The organism is Effusibacillus sp. SKA8, assembly GCF_058273125.1.
The window spans coordinates 25,705-43,997 of record NZ_JBZCSF010000016.1 but is presented as its reverse complement, the minus strand read 5'-3'; the positions used below and the strand labels follow the sequence as shown (position 1 = coordinate 43,997).

The following is an 18,293-nucleotide window of genomic DNA, read 5'->3' as shown; positions in this document are numbered from 1 at the left end:
GTGAGGAGTGATTCCATGCTTGCCTGTGTACTCGTTGGCGGCGGCCAAACAGGATTTGCCGCGGAAGGAAAAGCGTTTGCCCGCATTCACGGGAAAACGATGCTGGAGTATGTGACGGAAGCGCTCGCGGGATCGGTTGCAATCGGCAAAGTGGTGGTGGTGAAGAGCCGGGGACGGTTGGTCGAAAGTGTGGAACAGGCTCTCAAGCAAGCCGAAAATCCTGATGACTATCTCCTGATTGTCAGCTGCGACGTTCCGTTTCTGACAACCGAAGCGGTCGAAGACTTCCTTGCCCGTTGCGGAACGGAAGCGGATTTGTACTATCCGATTGTGGAAAAGCAAACCCATGAACGACGTTTCCCCGGGATTCGCCGGACATACGTCAAACTGAAAGAAGGAACGTTTACGGGCGGCAACCTGTTCCTTGTGAAGCCGGCCAAGTTGCTGCCGCTTTTGGAGCGAGTGGAAAAAATTTTGGAACTGCGCAAAAGTCCCCTGGCTCTTTCGGCGGAATTGGGCGTCAGTTTCGTGGTGCGTTTGTTGTTCGCAAAATGGGCGGGGCTGCTGACGATACCCAAATTGGAAAACCGGGTGGCTGAACTTTTTCAGATCGACGTACGCGCCGTCATTTCCCCTTACGCCGAGATCGCCAACGACATCGATCACCCCGATGATCTGGTGTGGGCGCGGAACATGTTGTCCGGATGAAGACCCCCGGATTGTCTGTTCTTTTTGCGAAAATTATGGTATTATTTTTAATATAATGTTCGTGTTTCGGGGGTGAGCGGCTTGCGCAGAAGCGAACGCATTGTGCGATTGACACAAACTTTGCTGGAACAACCGTATCGCCTGCTCTCCCTGACGGAAATGGCGGAGAAATTGGAATCGGCGAAATCGTCTCTTTCCGAAGATTTGGCAATCATCCGCGAGGTGCTCTTGCAAGAGGGCATCGGTACGTTGGAAACCCATGCGGGTGCGGCGGGGGGCGTAAGATACATACCCGGTATTCCACCGCGGCAAGTGTCCGATTTTGTCACCGAGATGTGCGGAGTATTGGCGGATCCGGACCGCATACTGCCGGGCGGATACCTCTACATATCCGACATCCTTGGCAGACCTGATGTGTTGGATCGCGCGGGCAGAATCTTCGCCCATATTTTTTCCGCGTCGGGAGCGGATTACGTGTTGACCGTCGAGACAAAAGGCATTCCGCTGGCGGTGTCGACCGCAAGGTATTTGCACATCCCGACCGTTGTGGTCCGCCGGGACCATCGGGTTACGGAAGGGTCTGCCGTTTCCATCAACTATGTATCCGGTTCGAGACGGATCCAGACCATGTCCTTGTCGCGCCGCTCACTGCCCGAACAGTCGAAGGTTTTGATCATCGACGATTTTATGAAAGCGGGCGGAACAGCGAAAGCGATGATCGACATGATGAAAGAGTTTAAAGCGGAAGTCGCCGGTGTCGGTGTGTTCATGTCGACGGCGGAACCAAAGGAAAAAATGGTCGAAGGCTATGTGGCACTGACCGTTCTGGCCCAGGTTGACGAACTCAGCAAGGAAATTCAAGTGGTTCCGGGCAACTTCCAAATTCCGGCCAAAGGAGAAGAGCAGCGATGAACAAAAAGACTGTTTCGACTTCGCAAGCGCCTGCCGCAATCGGCCCTTATTCGCAAGCGGTGCAGGTTGGCAACATGCTGTTTACTTCCGGGCAGATCCCGCTGACGCCCGAGGGTGAATTGGTGACCGGGGACATTCAGACGCAAACGCGGCAGGTTTTTAAAAATCTGGAAGCGGTGCTCGGCGCGGCCGGTTTTTCGTTTCGGGACGTGGTGAAAGCGACGGTGTTTCTCGCTGACATGAACGATTTCGCCAAGGTCAATGAGGTATATGCGGAATATTTCAAGGATCAGCCACCGGCAAGGTCCACCGTGCAAGTGGCCCGGTTGCCCCGCGGTGTCGGTGTGGAAATCGACCTGATCGCGGTTCGCGGATAACGGCGTCCCGGATGCGGGTAACAGTCTTGTAATCCACCATCGAAACGCCAAAATCGAAAAAGTGTGTATTCCGGTATGGAGTACACACTTTTTTGTCATTTAAAATCGATTTATGTCGGCAAATATTTATTATCGAATTTGATTTTTTCGGAAGGAAAAATTGCGCAATGATCGAAATAAGCAAACAGGGGGCATTTACATCTAGAAAGCATCTAGAAAGGGGTTGCAAGAGGGTGCAAATCACTGACGTACGACTGAGAAAAGTCAACACGGATGGGCGGATGAAAGCGATCGCCTCAATCACCATCGACCACGAATTTGTCGTCCATGACATTCGGATCATCGACGGCAACAACGGCATGTTTGTCGCGATGCCGAGCAAGCGGACACCGGACGGTGAGTTTCGCGATATTGCGCATCCGATTTCTTCCGAGACCCGGCAAAAGATCCAAACTGCTGTCCTCGAAGTGTACCATCGCACTGACGATGTGCAAGAAGGAGCATAGGACGTTGAATGACCAAGTATCCCGCAGGATCATTTCTTGCGGGATGTTTTTTATTGGGTTACAATGAGGGATGGATTTAAGACGGAGAAGGACGGAGGAATTGCGCAACATGTCAATTAACGCCATTGTCCTGGCGGCTGGCTTGGGTACCCGTATGAAGTCCGGACGGCATAAAGTTCTTCATCCGGTATGCGGCAAGCCGATGGTTCGCCACTTGCTTGACGCCCAGCGATCAGCGGGAATATCCCGCCGGATTGTCGTGATTGGCAGTTTGGGCGAACAGGTGCAGGCGGCCCTTGGGGATGAGGTTGAATTTGTCTGGCAACGGGAGCAACTCGGTACCGGGCACGCGGTGATGCAAGTCGCCCCGCTCTTGCACGGACAAACCGGAATCACGTTGGTTTGCAACGGGGATACTCCCTTGATCACCTCCGACACTTTTATAAAATTGATCGAACTGCATCGGCAGCAAGGAGCGGCGGCGACGGTGCTTACCGGAATTGTCGATAACCCCTTCGGGTACGGCCGCATCATTCGCGGGAAAGACGGGTCCGTGTTGCGGATCGTGGAAGAAAAAGACGCTTCGCCTGAAGAGAAAGCGGTTCGGGAAATCAACTCGGGCACTTATTGTTTTGACACGGAGTCGCTGTTGGACGCGCTGGAATCGATCACAAACGAAAACGCGCAAGGGGAATACTATCTGACGGATTGCCTCGGCATACTCCGCCGTCAAGGGAAACGCGTCGCCGCTTATACGGCGGCCGATTCGGACGAAATTCTCAACGTTAACGACCGGGTTCAATTGGCACAGGTGGAAGGGATTTTGCGGGACAAAATCCGGCTGCGCCATATGCGAAACGGCGTGACGCTGGTGGATCCCGCCGTGACTTATATCGATGCCGATGTTGAAATCGGCGCGGACACCGTAGTCTATCCCGGCACGATTCTGACCGGTTCCACGGTAATCGGAAGGGGCTGCCGGATTGGGCCTTACACGCAGATTCACGACAGCGTCATTGGCGATGAAAGCGTTGTCATACAATCTGTCCTGATGGAATCCAAATTCGGTTCCGGAGTGAATATCGGGCCGTTCGCTTATGTCCGGCCCGGTTCGAAGGTGGCGGACAAGGTGAGGATCGGGGATTTTGTGGAAATCAAAAATGCAACGATCGGTGAAGGGACCAAAATTCCTCACCTGTCCTATATCGGCGACGCTGATGTCGGCAGCCAAACCAACATCGGCTGTGGCACTATCACCGTCAATTACGACGGGACTGCAAAACACCGTACGATTGTGGGGAACAACAGTTTTATCGGTTGCAACACGAATTTGGTGGCTCCCGTTACGGTTGGCGACCATGCGTATGTCGCGGCAGGTTCGACAATTACCGAAAATGTTCCGGACGGAGCTTTGGCCATAGCCAGAGAGAGACAAGTGACCAAAGAGGGGTATACGGCAAAATTAGAGGCCCGGTTGCGCGAGCGCGGCCCGAAAAAGTGAGGGGTAAAAAGTGTATCAAGACAAAAAACTGAAAGTGTTCACTTGCAATGCCAATCCTGAACTCGCCAGAGAGATTGCACAGCATCTCGGGATCGAACTGGGAGTTTCCCATGTAACCCGCTTCTCGGACGGTGAGGTTCGGATCAAACTGGAAGAAAGCGTTCGCGGCTGCGATGTGTTCGTGATTCAACCGACTTCCGCTCCCGCCAACGAACATCTGATGGAATTGCTGATCATGGTCGATGCGTTAAAACGCGCATCCGCCGGCAGCATCAATGTTGTAATTCCTTATTACGGCTATGCCCGCCAAGACCGCAAAGCGAGGGCGCGGGATCCGATCACTGCCAAACTGGTGGCGAATTTGATCGAAACGGCGGGGGCGACCCGCGTGGTGACGATGGATCTGCATGCGGGCCAGATTCAAGGTTTCTTCGACATTCCGGTGGATCATTTGTATGCGGAACCGATTTTGGCGGAATACTTCAAGAGCAAGAACCTGGAAGATGTCGTTGTGGTTTCTCCCGATATGGGAGGAGTCACCCGTGCCCGCAGCATGGCGGAACGGCTGGAAGCTCCGATCGCGATCATCGACAAGCGCCGCCCGGAGCCCAACGTTGCCGAAGTCATGAACGTCATCGGGAATATAGACGGCAAAACGGCGATCATGATCGACGATATGATTGACACGGCCGGAACCATTACCCATGGCGCGAAAGCGCTGATTGAACTGGGTGCGCGCGAGGTTTACGCTTGCTGCACACATCCCGTTTTTTCCGGGCCTGCGATACAGCGCTTGAATGATTCCGTCCTGAAAGAAGTGGTGGTGACAAACTCCATCGTTTTGAGCGAGGAGAAACGTTCTCCCAAAATCGTCACACTGTCTGTCGCCAAGTTGATTGCGGATGCGATTTTACGGATTCACAACGAGGAGTCGGTATCCCTGCTGTTTGAATGAGCAGGGTTTGAAGTCCCTCCAAAATGGGCATCTACTATAACAGGTGCTCGTAGTGACAACGCTGTTTGGTGGAGGGATTGCAGTGAAGCAACTTGCAGTTCGTGGTGGTCTTCGAAGAAAACTGACCAAGGGGGAGCGCAACCGGATCCGGCGGGAGGGAGGAGTTCCCGCAGTGATCTACGGGCGGGCCGTGGCTTCAACTCCGATCTACATCGATGCGGAATCGTTCAAACGAATCGCCGCCCAAAACGGTTACGGATTGGTTGAACTGCAGATTGAAGGGCTGGGACGCTATCACGCGATGATTCATGACATCGACCGGGAGCCGCTCCATAAGAAGGTTTTGCATATCGATTTTCATGTCGTTTCATTGGACGAGCCGGTTGACGTGGAAGTGCCCGTATACCTAAGCGGTCTGGAAGAAGTGGAAAAACGGGGCGCCGTGATCCAGCAGCAGATGCGGGAAGTGATGGTCCGGACCCTGCCAGCGGACGTTCCGGAACATATTTTGGCGGATATTTCCCATATGCAAATCGGCGACCAATTACGGGTGAAAGATCTGCCGGTGCCGCCAACTTGCCAGTTGAAGTCCGAGCCGGAGGATATTGTGGTTGCGGTCATCGCTGCCAGGAACGCATCGCCGGACACGGAACCCGAACCGAAAGAGCCGGAACTGGTACATGACACGGAGGGACAAGGCGTTGGCGCTCATGCAGCGCCGGGAGCGCACGAGTAATTGAAAACAATTGGAAAATTGGCTTGCAGGCTCGCGGGATCCTTATGGAGGGCGAGCTTTTTTTATTTTCTCTACCGCAAAATAGGTCCTTAGACCTACCCCAAAAACACTCCAAAAGTTCTATGGATTTTGTCAAAACCGGGCGTTTCGTACCTGTTTCTCGATTGTTTCCGCAATGTAGATTAGAGATAGGTTTGAAAGCGACATATTTCGTCAGTTTTTGCGGAAGGAGGAATGAAAATGTCCCTGGATTTAAACGAACTTGCGGTAAAAGCAAAAACTTGTGAATATGCGTTTCAGGAAACACTCAAACGGGTTGAACCGATGTGCCGGCGAATCGCCCACCGTTACGCATCCTGGATGGCGGATCGGGACGAAGTGTTTCAGTGGGCATGCATTGAAGTGTGGAATGCGGTCAAGTCGTTTGAAACCGGAAAGATGTCATTCTTCTCTTATTGTAAACTGACAGTGGAAAACCATATAAAGTCCCGTCTTCGCCGCTTGTATGGACAAGCCAATGTGCCGAACCGTACGGCGATGCGCTTGGACGGCTCCGCGGTAAATGAAGACGGGGTGGTTAGCGACACTTCCTATATCGAAGGCGTTATCGACAAACCGAGCAAGTCAACGTACCACATTTTGCTTCGCAAAGACTCTCTGCAAAATATTCGCCATATTTTGAAAAATGAAAATCTGACACCGTTGGAGTACAATTGCCTGGTCTTGTTCTATTTTGAAGAATGCAGCCATATGGAAATCCAGAATATCTTAAAACTGCCAAGCCGGAAAGCGGTTGACAACGCGTTAACCCGCGTGCGCCGGAAACTGGCCAAAAATGAACACTTGCACGAAATTTTTGAAGTTCTGAATTCGCAAGCCGCCATGTGACGGGCGTTTCAAATAGAACCCGCCTTCCGCCGGAAGGCTTTTTTGTTGCTTAAATCGTTGCGTAAACAGAGGGGGAACGCTACTCTAGAGGAAGAAGTCAGGGCGGTCAAGGAGGGTGTCTATGCGCATTATCGTCGGCCTTGGAAACCCCGGAAAAGAGTATGAAGCCACCCGGCACAACGTGGGTTTCATGGCGGTGGATCAACTGTCCGCAGGCTTGGGAATCGAGATTCGCAAGAACAAATTTCAGGCTTTGTACGGAGAAGGCGTCGTGAAAGGCGAAAAAGTCGTTCTGGTCAAACCGGTGACCTACATGAACCTCAGCGGACAAGCGGTACGTCAAGTGTTGGATTGGTACAAACCGGCGGCGGACGAGTGGATGGTCGTCTATGATGACATGGATCTCCCGCTGGGCTCGGTCCGGCTGCGCGTGAAGGGAAGTTCCGGGGGACACAATGGCATCAAGTCGATCATATCCTGTTTAGGGACACAAGAGTTCCTGCGGGTCAAAATCGGTATCGGCCGGCCGACTCCCGGGATCACTGTCGTCGATCATGTGCTGTCGCCTTTCCGAAAAGACGAATGGCCGCTTGCGAAAGAGGCGATCGGAAAAGCAACGGACGCTTTACATACCTTTGTGGAAGAGAATTTTACGGTAGCGATGAATAAGCATAATTAGAGTATGGCAAACGGCTTCCTCGTCCATACTAGTCCAGAAGACCCGCGCTCAAAGGACGAAAGCCGCATCGCGGCAGGCGCAAACAAACTGCCGGGTCGCGCTATGGAGGAGGAATTTTCTTGCAACTGGTATATGTATGCAGGTATTGCCACACTTACTTGGGCAGACTTAACCGGAATCAGGTGGATGAAGAGAAGCTTGGTTTCACTTCCTTGACGGCGGAGGAACAGGCCGATATAATATCCTATGATTTAAACGAAGATGTTGCCTACGTGAAAACGATTTGCGATTATTGCCAGGAAGCGATCGAAGCGCATCCCGAACTGGCGCTTCTTCATAACCCGCTGCAATGATATGTCCGGTACAAGTTTGCGAGGCCTTGGTCATCGGCGCTAAGGCTTTTTTGCACTTGCGCGGGGATAAAACGCCGATGTTTGAAAGCGCTTGGCGCATGCCGAGTTTTCTTTGTGCCGTGTGGAGGAGGTATTGCGTTGCACGCGTTGGTGGATTTGATCCGGTCGGATCCGGATTTTCATTTGATGTTGAACGGGTTTGCGGGCGAGTTATCGGAGCAATGGATTGCCGGCATCAGCGGTTCCGCGCGGCACTTGTATATAGCCGCGTTGCGAGCGACGCTCAGGCACCCGCTGTTAATTGTCGCGAGCGGTATGCAGCAGGTTCAGCAAATCTACGAAGATTTGACAGAATTGCTTTCCGGCGAGGAAGTTTATCTATTTCCCGACCGCGAGCTGTCCTATCTGGACATACTCGCGTATTCACCGGAACAGGCTGCGGCGAGGCTCGGTGTACTTGAAGCGCTGGCAAACGGCAAGGCGTCGGTTGTGATCGCTCCTGTCGCCGCGGTGCATCAATCCTTGCCCTCCAAACAAAAATTCACGGCTGCAGCCTTGCATTTGAAACCGGGCGATGAAATTCGTCTGGAAGATTTGATTGACCGGTTGGTATATTTGGGATACGAACGGGTTGAAATGGTCGAGTCGAAAGGGGAATTTTCCGTTCGCGGCGGCATTGTCGACATCTTTCCGCTAACGATGGAGTCGGGCGTCCGGATCGAACTGTTCGATATCGAAGTCGATTCGATACGCGCATTTGATCCCACCACCCAGCGCTCGACGGAAAAACTGGACAGCGTGACGCTTTGGCCGATCCGGGAGATTCTCGCAAAGCGCGAACAACTCCAGGTGTTGGCGGATGAATTGTATGAACGGCTTGAAGCCCATAAGAAAAAAATCAAAGATTCCGCTCTCCGGGAAAGGTTGGATCAACATATTGGGCGGGAGATTGAACAGATGCGGGAAGGGATCTTTTTCCCCGGTCTGATCCGATACTCGCATCTGCTTGATCCGTCGTCCGGCAATTTGCTTGACTATTTGCCCCCCCATACGATTCTGGTCTTCGACGAACCGACGCGGTTGCGGGAAGCGATCCAACTGATTGAAAAAGAACAGGCGGAATGGGAAGCTGCCGCGCTTGAGCATGGGGAGATCCTGCCGGGAATCGTGCCGCAAATCGATCGCGCCGCCTTATTTAGCGACAAAACGTGGAGGCGGCTTTTCCTGTCTTTGTTTCCGCGCGGGATACCTGGTGTTGCGTTGCAGCGGTTGATTAACGTGTCGGCAAGGGCGGGGCAAAATTTTCACGGTCAAATGCCCGTTTTAAAAGGGGAACTGGAACGCTGGCGCAAATCGGGGGTACGGGTGATATTCCTTTCGGCCAATCCGGAACGGGCTGAACGGCTGCAACGGGTGCTGGACGATTACGGCATACGGGCGGACCGCGCCTCGACTCTCGAGGGCCTTGGCAAACAACCGGTCATTTTGCAGGGGAACCTCGCCAACGGGTTTGAACTGGTATCGTTCAAGCTGGCGGTGGTAACGGAAAACGAAGTTTTTACGAACAAACGCAAGGCGAAAAAGTTTAAAAGCCTGTCGGATGCGCAGAAGCTGAAAAGCTACCAGGACTTAAAGGTCGGCGATTACGTGGTGCATGTCAACCACGGGATCGGGCAATATCTCGGCATTGAAACGCTGGTCATCGAAGGCAATCATAAAGACTATCTTCATATTAAATACAAAGGGAAGGATAAATTGTACGTCCCGGTCGACCAGATCGACCTGGTTCAGAAATATGTCGGGGCGGAAGACAAAGAACCGAAACTGTACTCCCTGGGCGGAACCGAATGGGCGCGGGTCAAATCCAAGGTTCAAAATTCGGTGAAAGACATCGCGGAGGATTTGATCAAACTGTATGCGGCGAGGCAGGCGGCGCCGGGGCATGCGTTCAGCCCGGACACCCATTGGCAGCGGGAATTTGAAGCGATGTTTCCCTACGAGGAGACGCCGGATCAAATGCGGGCGATCCAGGAGATCAAGCAAGACATGGAGCAGCCGCGGCCGATGGATCGGCTGCTGTGCGGGGACGTCGGGTACGGAAAAACGGAAGTGGCGATTCGTGCCGCTTTTAAAGCGGTTATGGACGGTAAGCAAGTCGCCGTGCTCGTCCCCACCACGATTCTCGCTCAACAGCACTATGAGACGTTTAAAGAGCGGTGCGCGGGTTTTCCCGTTAAAGTTGAAGTGGTTTCCCGGTTCCGCACGCAAGCCCAGATGAAAGAAGTCATCAAAGGACTCGCAGACGGCACGGTGGACATTGTGATCGGCACGCACCGCCTTTTGAACAAAAACATCAAGTTTAGGGATCTCGGGCTGCTGGTGATCGACGAGGAGCAACGGTTTGGCGTCACCCATAAAGAAAAGATCAAACAGTTGAAAAGCAACATCGACTGTCTGACGTTGACCGCAACGCCGATTCCGCGGACCCTGCACATGTCGATGCTGGGGATACGCGATTTGTCGGTGATCGAGACGCCGCCCGAAAACCGCTTTCCCGTACAAACGTACGTTGTCGAGTACAATGACATTTTGGTCAGGGAAGCGATCGAACGAGAATTGGGACGCGGCGGCCAAGTGTATTTTCTTTACAATCAGGTGAAAGACATTGAAAATATGGCGGACCGGATCCGGGCACTCGTCCCCGATGCAAAAGTGCTTGTCGGCCACGGGCAAATGGCGGAAGAAGAACTGGAACGCGTGATGCTCGATTTTTTGGAAGGGGAAGCGGATGTTTTGGTTTCGACCACGATTATCGAAACGGGAATCGACATCCCGAATGTCAACACCCTGATCGTGTACGACGCGGATCATATGGGGCTTTCCCAGTTGTACCAGCTTCGCGGCCGGGTCGGACGTTCCAACCGCATCGCGTATGCGTATTTCACCTATCAAAGAGACAAGGTGTTGACCGAGGTCGCGGAAAAGCGCTTACAAGCGATTAAGGAGTTCACAGAACTGGGTTCCGGGTTTAAGATCGCCATGCGGGATCTGGCGATTCGTGGAGCCGGCAATCTGCTTGGCGCCGAACAGCACGGGTTTATCGCCTCCGTCGGGTTCGACCTGTATTCCGACATGCTTTCCCAGGCGGTTCAAGAGCTGAAAGGCGAGAAAAAAGAGACGGTGCCGGAGCCGCAGGTGGAGCTGGCTGTGGATGCGTATATCCCGGCTGCATACATCGCGGACGAGATGCAAAAGATCGAAATTTACAAAAAGTTTGTGGCGGCGCGGACGTTGTCCGACGTTGAGGAGCTGGAAGAGGAGATCGAGGACCGGTTTGGCGATATCCCGCAAGCGGTTCGGAATTTGCTGGCGGTTACCCGCATCAAGGCCTATGCCGTTCTTTACGATTTTACGTCGATCGTGCAGGAAGGTCACGATATTGTGATGAAGCTGTCCGAACGGCAGAACACGCACATATATGGCGAAAAATTGTTTGCGTTAACCCAACAGTTTCCCGACCGTGTAAAATTGACGGCCGGGGCGCACATTACAATCACTTTGCGGGTGAAAGGTTTAAAGGAGACCGAAGTGCTGGCGATGCTGGAAAAATTCATGGCGGCATACAAAGGGGTATTGAAAAATCAAGCGGAGTTGCAGAAAGTGTAATTTGCCCGGATTCGGGCATTTTTTGTGTGCATATTCCGGCACAACAGGTAGATACTAAATCCACTTTCCCTCAAAAAATTCAAGTGCCATGGCAACGAGGCGGGGAGTCCAATATATTCCAATGTAATTATGCGGGCAGTCGGACAAAATAATGGCAACAGAGCAGAAGCAAGTGATGATTCCCATCTCGCATACAGTATTTACATCACGAAAGAGAGGTCGAACATCATCCCATGAAAGCTACTGGCATTGTTCGAAGAATTGATGATTTGGGTCGCGTCGTTATTCCGAAAGAGATTCGTCGTACGCTTCGCATTCGTGAAGGGGATCCTCTCGAGATTTTTGTCGATCGGGATGGGGAAGTGATTCTGAAGAAATACTCCCCGATCGGCGAATTGGGTGATTTTGCAAAGGAATATGCGGATTCTTTGTATGAAAGCCTGGGACATATCACTCTGATTACCGACCGTGATGTTGTGATTGCTGTGGCCGGCACATCAAAGAAGGAATTTATGGACAAGCCGATCGGAGCCGATGTTGAAAGAGCGATGGAAGAGCGCAAAACAATCGTGGCTTCTGCGCCGGGCGAGATGTGGATTCTGAAAGAACGCTCCGAACGCTCCGCTTCCCATGTGATAGCACCGATCATTGCACAAGGAGATCCGATTGGAACGGTTATCATCCTGGCGCGGGACGAAAACGTAAAAATGGGAGAACTCGAAAGCAAGCTGGCCGAAACGGCCGCCGGATTCCTGGCGAAACAGATGGAACAGTAGAAGCAGCTTTTATATTCGTTGTTACGAGAGCGCTCCATGCGCTCTCCATTTTTTGTCGTTGTCGCTCCGATCCGACTGCATGACAAAGATCTGCGGAAGCGGGATTTTTGGGGGACACTCCGCATAAAGTAGGATAGGCAAGTCTGGATGTTCTTTGGACGGCTTGTTTTTGCTATAATGCTTATGTGGGAGAGGTGTGACGGAATGCCGGAACGGAACGTGTTTCTGCACGGGGCATTCGTGCTGGCAGTTGCCGGAATCCTGTCGAAGATCATGGGATCAGCGTATACGATATTCCTGCAAAATATTATCGGGGATCGCGGTTTGGGACTGTACCAGATGGCCTATCCGATCTATTCCACCCTATTGATTCTGTCGACGGCGGGATTTCCGGTTGCCGTGTCAAAGTTTGTGGCCGAGCACATCGCCATTGGCGATTACCGGGGTGCGAAAAAGGTGTTTCGGATAGCCGGCGTCCTGCTGCTGGTATCGGGCATTGCCTGTTTCTTGCTGTTGTGGATGGGGGCCGGTTGGTTCGCCGAGATTTCCGGCGATCCGGAGGCGGTCCATGCGATTCGGGCGATTGCGCCTGCCCTGCTGGTGGTGCCGGTGATGGCGGCGATTCGCGGGTATTTTCAAGGTTGGCAGCAAATGGAGCCGACTGCGGTGTCGCAGGTGGTGGAGCAGTTCGTCCGCGTGGCAACCATCATTGCAGCCTCGTGGCTGCTTTTAAAATGGGGGTACGGCGAGGCTTGGGCGGCGGCGGGAGCGGCGTTTGGAGCGGTGACCGGGGCTTGTGCCTCGTTTGTTTTGTTGTTGGGATACGTCTGGAAGCAACGGCAACTGTTCAGGCATGACGTCCGAATGCCCAACCGGGTGTCGGCCGAGCAAAACCGGATCGTCGTTAAAAAATTGTTTTATTACGCGATTCCGGTTTCATTAGGCGCTCTGGTCGTGCCGTTGATGAACAACGTCGATGTCGTTACCGTCGTCAATCTCCTGAAAAAAGCGGGTTACAGTCAGGAACACGCCACGGAGTTGTTCGGGTTATTGTCCGGCCGCGCATTTAAGTTGATGATGCTGCCGGCTACGATTGCAACCGCGATTGGTGCGGCGCTGATGCCGGCGGTCGCTTCCGCGCTGGCCGTCAAGGATAGGAGCACCGCCTATCACCGGATGGAATTGGCGATGCGGATGACGGTTTTGATTGCCCTTCCGGCATCCGTCGGTCTGCTCTTGTTGGCGAAACCGATTGACATTACGTTGTTTAAAGATGCGTCCGGCACGACGGCGATTATGTCGATCTCGCTGGCGACTCTGTTTTCTTCCGTACAATTGACGACTTCCGCGATTTTGCAGGGGATGGGGTACGTGTACCTGCCAGTTCGCAATTTGTTTGCCGGTGGGGTTTGCAAATTCGTTTTGAACTTGTTGCTGGTTCCGGCCTGGGGCATTGAAGGCGCCGCTTTGTCCACCGTAGTGTCGTTTTTGGTCTCGACCTTGTTGAACCTGCGGGACATTCGCCGCCTGAGCGGAGTGGTGTTCGATCTGCGGCGGCTGTTCTGGCGGCCGTTGGTTGCCGTGTTTTTGATGGGGGTCGCCTGTTACGCGACGGTCCGGGAGGCGCTGCCCTACTTTTTGGATCGTTTTGCGCCGGAGCGCCTGGCGTTTGCCGGTTTGACCCTGACGGCCATTGCGGTCGCCGGGGTTGTGTATGGATTGGCTTTGCTGGCATCGGGCAGTTTAACAAAGCAGGATATTCGTTCCGTGCCGCGGATCGGGCCTCAATTGGCCCATTTGCTGGCAAGAATCGGACTGGTACGATGAGGGGGGTTGACAATGTGTTGCATTCATATCGTGGGACTTGGCCCCGGGGCGTGGACAGGTCTGCCGCTTGGCACATATCAAATCTTGCAGGCGGGAAAAAAGGTGTTCTTACGGACGGAACGCCATCCGGTCGTGAAAGACCTTGAGCGCAAGGGAATCCGGTTCGAGTCCTTCGACGAACTTTACGAACGGGCGGAGGATTTCGAATCCTTGTATCAGGAGATTGTGGACAAGCTGTTTCGGGAAGCGAAAGCGCGCGGCGAAATCGTTTATGCGGTGCCGGGGCATCCGGGTGTGGCGGAGCGAACCGTCCGCATCGCATTGGAAAAAGCGGCTGCGGCCGGCGTGGATATTGAATTGGGACCCGGCCATTCTTTTTTGGACGAATTCCTGCTGCGGATCGGGGTGGATCCGACGGAGGGGTTGCTGGTGGTCGACGGCACCGATCTGCAGGCGAAAACCTTGAATCCGTCGGTACATACCCTTGTCGTTCAGGTATATAACCGGGAAGTCGCGGGAGAAGTGAAACTGACTCTGATGGAAATCTATCCGGACGATTATCCGGTGACTGTCGCCCGGGCGGTGGGAGTTGCGGGGGAAGAGCGGGTCGAACAGGTTCCGCTTTATGAGTTGGACCGTTTGGAGTGGATCGATCATCTGACCACTTTGCACCTGTCGGCTACAGACGAGGAGCGGGTTGTTCACCGCCAATTTTCGAAGCTGGTGGAGCTTGTCCGCATTCTGCGCTCGCCGGACGGTTGCCCCTGGGACCGCGAACAGACCCATCAGTCGCTTCGCAAGCACGTCATCGAAGAGGCGTACGAAGTGGCGGAAGCGATCGATTTGGACGACCCTGACGCGTTGAGTGAGGAACTGGGCGATCTGTTGCTGCAAGTTGCGCTGCATTCGCAAATTGCCGCGGAAGAAGGCACGTTTACCATCTATGATGCGATTCAGGCGCTCAACGATAAGCTGATCCGCAGGCACCCGCATGTGTTCGGCGGCAAAGATGCGGAAAACGCGGAAGCGGCCCTCGCCAACTGGGAAGAGATCAAGCGGCGGGAAAAAAGCGACAAAGGCGTTCCCGAGCACGCTTCCTTCCTCGATTCGATACCAAGCGGTCTGCCCGCGATGGCGGTCGCTTACAAGCTGCAGAAAAAGGCGGCGGAAGTCGGATTCGAGTGGCCGGACATCGAAGGCGTCATCGACAAATTAAAGGAAGAGCTGGAGGAATTGCGGACAACGGAAGACAAGGCCGAAGAATTGGGAGATGTGCTTTTTGTCTTGGTCAATTTGGCACGCTATTTAAAGGTGGACCCGGAAGAAGCGTTGGCAAAAACGAATGTCAAATTCCGCCGAAGATTCGGTTACATCGAACAAAAGCTGGCGGAACAAGGAAAAACCTTTGCGGACAGCAGCCTGGAAGAAATGGACCGATGGTGGAACGAGGCGAAAAAAGTCGAAAAAAAATAGGACTTAAGAAATATTTAGCGGATGTTTGCAGGATTTTCTATCCGACCGCACGAATATGCAGGATAGGTATGCGCAAAATCACAATAATCCTTGCTTGGAAAGGAGATTTTTTGATGAACAAGGTAGAACTTATTGCCAAAGTGGCACAAAAGACGGGCTTGAAAAAGAAAGACGCGGAAGCGGCGGTGAACGCACTTCTTGACGCAATCGGACAAGCTCTCAAAAAGGGGGACAAAGTGCAGCTGATCGGCTTTGGCACCTTTGAAACCCGCAAGCGTGCGGCGCGCAATGGCCGTAACCCGCAAACCGGCGCAGTGATCAAGATTCCTGCAACCAAAGTTCCCGCCTTCAAACCGGGCGCGAAGCTCAAGGAAATGACCAAGAAGTAAAATGAGACTGGACAAATTTCTCAAAGTGTCGCGCTTAATCAAGCGGAGAACTTTGGCGAAAGAAGTCTGCGACCAGGGGCGCATCCGAATCAACGGGCGCCCCTCAAAAGCATCTTCGGAGGTTAAAGCGGGGGACCTTTTGACGATCACGTTCGGCACAAAGATTGTGGAAGTCAAAGTCAATGCCGTTGTGGAACACGCGTCGAAAGATCAGGCGGCCACACTGTACACGGTAGTGTCGGAAAAAAGAAGCGAAGGAGACCCAAAATGGGATGATGAGGATGACGGGGAATAGTTCTTTCTTGTCCCATCTCCGCATAAAGTGGTAGCGAGACAAGCGAACGGAAGAGTCGCAAGCCTCGCTATTTTTTGTGATGTGGAGGGGTCGTGATGGATGAAAAAATGCGTTCTCATAAAAGCCAGTATGACCGGCATGAGGTGACGCTTTTTAACCGGCAGGCGGTACAGGTAAGCGGGGTGCTCAATGTCGAGAGTTTCGACGCTCACGAATTTGTGCTGCAAACCGCTTATGGGCTGTTGGTGATCCGCGGCGAAAATCTTCATATCAAAACGTTGAGCCTGGAAAACGGTGTGGTTGCGATTGAAGGCACCGTATTTGATCTGGGGTATTTTGACGAAAAACTGTCGCCTTCGGAAAAGGCCAAAGGATTTTTCGGCAAGCTGTTCAAGTAGAAGCGGTCCGGGACTGATCGGGAAAGGGGCATACCGATGTGACGCTTGAGGCGCAGTACATGACCCTGTTGGCGATGAGCATGAACGGTATCGTTTTGGGTGCCGTGTACGATATGTACCGGGTTGTCCTGCGGCATTGGCGATTTCTGCGCTGGGCGAGTCCGATTTTCGATTTTGCCTTTTGGATCCTGGCGATGATCGTCGTGTTTGGGTGTCTCATGTGGGCCAACCACGGTGATTTGCGGGTGTACGTGTTTGTGGTCATGCTGATGGGGTATGTCGTCTACCGGATTTTTTTGCGGCGGGCGGTTGTCGGCAGCACAGTCGGAATCATTTTGGGAATTGGCTACATTGGGTTGACGGTGTACCGGGCGTTTCTGGTGCTGGTGGTGGCACCTTTGAAACAATTGTGGAAGGCGCTGCTCGGGCTGCTGCACGCCGTGGGCCGGTTGTTGCGTACGGTGGAGCGGATCGTCCTGTGGCCGGTTTCTCCCTTGAAAAGGTTTGTGGTCTGGTTGGGACGATTGGTGTTGAAATTGTCGGCATTTGCTGTACGGCCGGTTGTAAAGCCGCTGGAGCCGTATCTGAGACCGGTCCTGCAATGGCTTGACAAGAGGGTGAAACCGGGGGTGAAATGGATTCAAAGCGTTTTGCATAATGGAAAAGGATTTTGGTCGAGACTGACGAATTGGTTATTCAACAGGGATGATCACGGTCCCAGGCCCTAGCCAGGTGATAACGGATGAAAAAGTCTCGGTATGCAAAAGCAACCAAGTCTAAGATCGTATATGTGGTGCCGGGGCAGGGGCATTCCGCTCCGGAGCCCGACCGTTCGACACGCCCGAAGCGAAAGCTGAATCTGCGGGTGCTGTTTTTACTCCTATTTTCCGTATGGGCGTTGTACACGTTTCTTTTTGTGCTGATGCCCAACAAGGTTCGTTTGGACAAGGAGGAGCGGCAGCTCGAACAGCAGTTGGCCGATCTCCGTCAAAAGGAACAACAGTTGACAACGGAATTGAACAATTTGCAAGATGACTCTTATATCGCCCGCCTTGCCCGCAAATACTATAACATGACAAAACAAGGCGAGATTAAGTATCGGCCCGGAGAATAGCCTGCTTGACACTTTTTCCGGCGGTCGCATATAATTTCAATTGGTAAATGGTTTTCAAAATTAAGGGGGATCTTTTTTTTCATGTCGATCGAATTAGGCAGCAAACTTGAGGGCAAAGTAACGGGCATTACTCATTTTGGGGCGTTTGTGCTGCTACCGGGGGGTGTCACTGGGCTCGTGCACATCTCGGAGATCGCGGATTCTTATGTGAAGGATATTAACGAACACCTTAAGGTGAACGATACTGTCACGGTTAAAGTGTTACATGTGGATAAGGACGGCAAAATCGGCTTGTCGATCCGGCAGGCCATCGACAAGCCGGCCGATCAGGGTGTCGCGCAGCGCGGGGAACGCTCGGAAGGCAGAAATTTTGGCGACCGCGGTTATCGTGACCGATCACGCGCATCTCAAAAATCCTTCGAAGACAAGATGGCCAAATTCTTGAAAGAGAGCGAAGACAGATTGCTGGCTCTGAAACGCAGCGAAAGCAAGCGGGGAGGACGCGGCGGTCGCCGCGGGTAATGGCAGCGTAACATCGTGTTCCGGCATTCCATAAGGGAATGCTTTTTTATTATCGCATGAATTGCCGCTTTCCTTGGCAAACTATAAAACAAGATTTTGCAAGGAGGCGGAGCTCACATGAATTCGCTGATTTGGTCGTACATTGGAATGGGTATAGGGGTTCTTCTGCTGTTGGTGTATCCGCTGTGGTGGATGATTGCGAGTAAAAGAAAAGGCAA

The 18,293-nt window shown here is 52.9% G+C and carries 20 protein-coding genes; all 20 read left to right on the top strand.

Features of this window, described 5'->3' with window-relative positions; genetic code table 11:
- Positions 1–15 precede the first annotated feature (15 nt).
- The 20 genes from mobA to AC4ED1_RS12705 all read left to right on the top strand — a co-directional run bounded on the left by mobA (position 16) and on the right by AC4ED1_RS12705 (position 18,075).
- Positions 16–708 (top strand): molybdenum cofactor guanylyltransferase, encoded by a 693-nt coding sequence (gene mobA, locus AC4ED1_RS12800; protein WP_490939202.1) that lies wholly within the window; start codon positions 16–18, stop codon positions 706–708.
- Positions 709–780: 72 nt separating this feature from the next.
- Positions 781–1,620 carry a pur operon repressor gene (purR, locus tag AC4ED1_RS12795; RefSeq protein ID WP_490939200.1) on the top strand — a complete coding sequence of 280 codons (840 nt, stop codon included), beginning with the start codon at positions 781–783 and terminating at the stop codon, positions 1,618–1,620.
- On the top strand, positions 1,617–1,997 hold the full coding sequence (locus tag AC4ED1_RS12790; RefSeq protein WP_490939198.1) for a RidA family protein: 381 nt from the start codon (positions 1,617–1,619) through the stop codon (positions 1,995–1,997). The genes purR and AC4ED1_RS12790 overlap by 4 nt, the downstream gene beginning before the upstream one ends.
- 233 nt (positions 1,998–2,230) lie before the next feature.
- Positions 2,231–2,503 carry a septation regulator SpoVG gene (spoVG, locus tag AC4ED1_RS12785; protein WP_490939197.1) on the top strand — a complete coding sequence of 91 codons (273 nt, stop codon included), beginning with the start codon at positions 2,231–2,233 and terminating at the stop codon, positions 2,501–2,503.
- Between the two features lie 109 nt (positions 2,504–2,612).
- The gene (gene glmU, locus AC4ED1_RS12780) at positions 2,613–4,004 is read left to right on the top strand and encodes a bifunctional UDP-N-acetylglucosamine diphosphorylase/glucosamine-1-phosphate N-acetyltransferase GlmU (RefSeq protein ID WP_490939195.1); all 1,392 of its coding nucleotides are present in this window, start codon (positions 2,613–2,615) and stop codon (positions 4,002–4,004) included.
- A gap of 10 nt (positions 4,005–4,014) precedes the next feature.
- On the top strand, positions 4,015–4,959 hold the full coding sequence (locus tag AC4ED1_RS12775) for a ribose-phosphate diphosphokinase (protein WP_490939193.1): 945 nt from the start codon (positions 4,015–4,017) through the stop codon (positions 4,957–4,959).
- Between the two features lie 82 nt (positions 4,960–5,041).
- Positions 5,042–5,695 (top strand): 50S ribosomal protein L25, encoded by a 654-nt coding sequence (locus AC4ED1_RS12770; protein WP_490939191.1) that lies wholly within the window; start codon positions 5,042–5,044, stop codon positions 5,693–5,695.
- A 240-nt stretch (positions 5,696–5,935) separates the two neighbouring features.
- Entirely contained in the window at positions 5,936–6,583 is a 648-nt protein-coding gene (locus AC4ED1_RS12765; protein WP_490939189.1) for a sigma-70 family RNA polymerase sigma factor, read from the top strand.
- A 121-nt stretch (positions 6,584–6,704) separates the two neighbouring features.
- Positions 6,705–7,262, top strand: a complete 558-nt coding sequence (gene pth, locus AC4ED1_RS12760) for an aminoacyl-tRNA hydrolase (protein ID WP_490939187.1) — start codon at positions 6,705–6,707, stop codon at positions 7,260–7,262.
- A gap of 119 nt (positions 7,263–7,381) precedes the next feature.
- On the top strand, positions 7,382–7,615 hold the full coding sequence (locus tag AC4ED1_RS12755; protein WP_490939185.1) for an anti-sigma-F factor Fin: 234 nt from the start codon (positions 7,382–7,384) through the stop codon (positions 7,613–7,615).
- A 138-nt stretch (positions 7,616–7,753) separates the two neighbouring features.
- Positions 7,754–11,281, top strand: coding sequence for a transcription-repair coupling factor (gene mfd / locus AC4ED1_RS12750; RefSeq protein ID WP_490939183.1), 3,528 nt, complete (start codon positions 7,754–7,756; stop codon positions 11,279–11,281).
- A gap of 233 nt (positions 11,282–11,514) precedes the next feature.
- Positions 11,515–12,057 carry a stage V sporulation protein T gene (gene spoVT, locus AC4ED1_RS12745; RefSeq protein WP_490939181.1) on the top strand — a complete coding sequence of 181 codons (543 nt, stop codon included), beginning with the start codon at positions 11,515–11,517 and terminating at the stop codon, positions 12,055–12,057.
- Between the two features lie 204 nt (positions 12,058–12,261).
- A complete protein-coding gene (locus AC4ED1_RS12740; RefSeq protein WP_490939179.1) occupies positions 12,262–13,884 on the top strand; it encodes a putative polysaccharide biosynthesis protein in 1,623 nt (540 codons plus the stop codon).
- Between the two features lie 12 nt (positions 13,885–13,896).
- Entirely contained in the window at positions 13,897–15,357 is a 1,461-nt protein-coding gene (yabN, locus tag AC4ED1_RS12735; protein ID WP_490939178.1) for a bifunctional methyltransferase/pyrophosphohydrolase YabN, read from the top strand.
- A 113-nt stretch (positions 15,358–15,470) separates the two neighbouring features.
- Positions 15,471–15,746, top strand: coding sequence for an HU family DNA-binding protein (locus tag AC4ED1_RS12730; protein WP_490939176.1), 276 nt, complete (start codon positions 15,471–15,473; stop codon positions 15,744–15,746).
- A 1-nt stretch (position 15,747) separates the two neighbouring features.
- Positions 15,748–16,041: an RNA-binding S4 domain-containing protein gene (locus AC4ED1_RS12725; protein ID WP_490939174.1), complete on the top strand. Its 294-nt coding sequence runs from the start codon at positions 15,748–15,750 to the stop codon at positions 16,039–16,041.
- A 95-nt stretch (positions 16,042–16,136) separates the two neighbouring features.
- A complete protein-coding gene (yabP, locus tag AC4ED1_RS12720) occupies positions 16,137–16,439 on the top strand; it encodes a sporulation protein YabP (protein WP_490939172.1) in 303 nt (100 codons plus the stop codon).
- Between the two features lie 38 nt (positions 16,440–16,477).
- Positions 16,478–17,167 (top strand): spore cortex biosynthesis protein YabQ, encoded by a 690-nt coding sequence (gene yabQ, locus AC4ED1_RS12715; RefSeq protein WP_490939170.1) that lies wholly within the window; start codon positions 16,478–16,480, stop codon positions 17,165–17,167.
- A gap of 14 nt (positions 17,168–17,181) precedes the next feature.
- Positions 17,182–17,553 (top strand): FtsB family cell division protein, encoded by a 372-nt coding sequence (locus AC4ED1_RS12710; protein WP_490939168.1) that lies wholly within the window; start codon positions 17,182–17,184, stop codon positions 17,551–17,553.
- 81 nt (positions 17,554–17,634) lie between these two features.
- Positions 17,635–18,075, top strand: coding sequence for a S1 domain-containing RNA-binding protein (locus tag AC4ED1_RS12705; RefSeq protein ID WP_490939166.1), 441 nt, complete (start codon positions 17,635–17,637; stop codon positions 18,073–18,075).
- Positions 18,076–18,293: the final 218 nt, after the last annotated feature.

What these genes read in the sequence shown, in the direction of transcription:
- yabN (WP_490939178.1), top strand. Translation starts at nt 13,897, where the DNA reads ATGTGTTGCATTCATATCGTGGGACTTGGCCCCGGGGCGTGGACAGGT.
- AC4ED1_RS12790 (WP_490939198.1), top strand. Translation starts at nt 1,617, where the DNA reads ATGAACAAAAAGACTGTTTCGACTTCGCAAGCGCCTGCCGCAATCGGC.
- AC4ED1_RS12730 (WP_490939176.1), top strand. Translation starts at nt 15,471, where the DNA reads ATGAACAAGGTAGAACTTATTGCCAAAGTGGCACAAAAGACGGGCTTG.
- AC4ED1_RS12765 (WP_490939189.1), top strand. Translation starts at nt 5,936, where the DNA reads ATGTCCCTGGATTTAAACGAACTTGCGGTAAAAGCAAAAACTTGTGAA.
- mobA (WP_490939202.1), top strand. Translation starts at nt 16, where the DNA reads ATGCTTGCCTGTGTACTCGTTGGCGGCGGCCAAACAGGATTTGCCGCG.
- AC4ED1_RS12740 (WP_490939179.1), top strand. Translation starts at nt 12,262, where the DNA reads ATGCCGGAACGGAACGTGTTTCTGCACGGGGCATTCGTGCTGGCAGTT.
- AC4ED1_RS12705 (WP_490939166.1), top strand. Translation starts at nt 17,635, where the DNA reads ATGTCGATCGAATTAGGCAGCAAACTTGAGGGCAAAGTAACGGGCATT.
- AC4ED1_RS12710 (WP_490939168.1), top strand. Translation starts at nt 17,182, where the DNA reads ATGAAAAAGTCTCGGTATGCAAAAGCAACCAAGTCTAAGATCGTATAT.
- spoVT (WP_490939181.1), top strand. Translation starts at nt 11,515, where the DNA reads ATGAAAGCTACTGGCATTGTTCGAAGAATTGATGATTTGGGTCGCGTC.
- AC4ED1_RS12725 (WP_490939174.1), top strand. Translation starts at nt 15,748, where the DNA reads ATGAGACTGGACAAATTTCTCAAAGTGTCGCGCTTAATCAAGCGGAGA.
- glmU (WP_490939195.1), top strand. Translation starts at nt 2,613, where the DNA reads ATGTCAATTAACGCCATTGTCCTGGCGGCTGGCTTGGGTACCCGTATG.
- pth (WP_490939187.1), top strand. Translation starts at nt 6,705, where the DNA reads ATGCGCATTATCGTCGGCCTTGGAAACCCCGGAAAAGAGTATGAAGCC.
- yabP (WP_490939172.1), top strand. Translation starts at nt 16,137, where the DNA reads ATGGATGAAAAAATGCGTTCTCATAAAAGCCAGTATGACCGGCATGAG.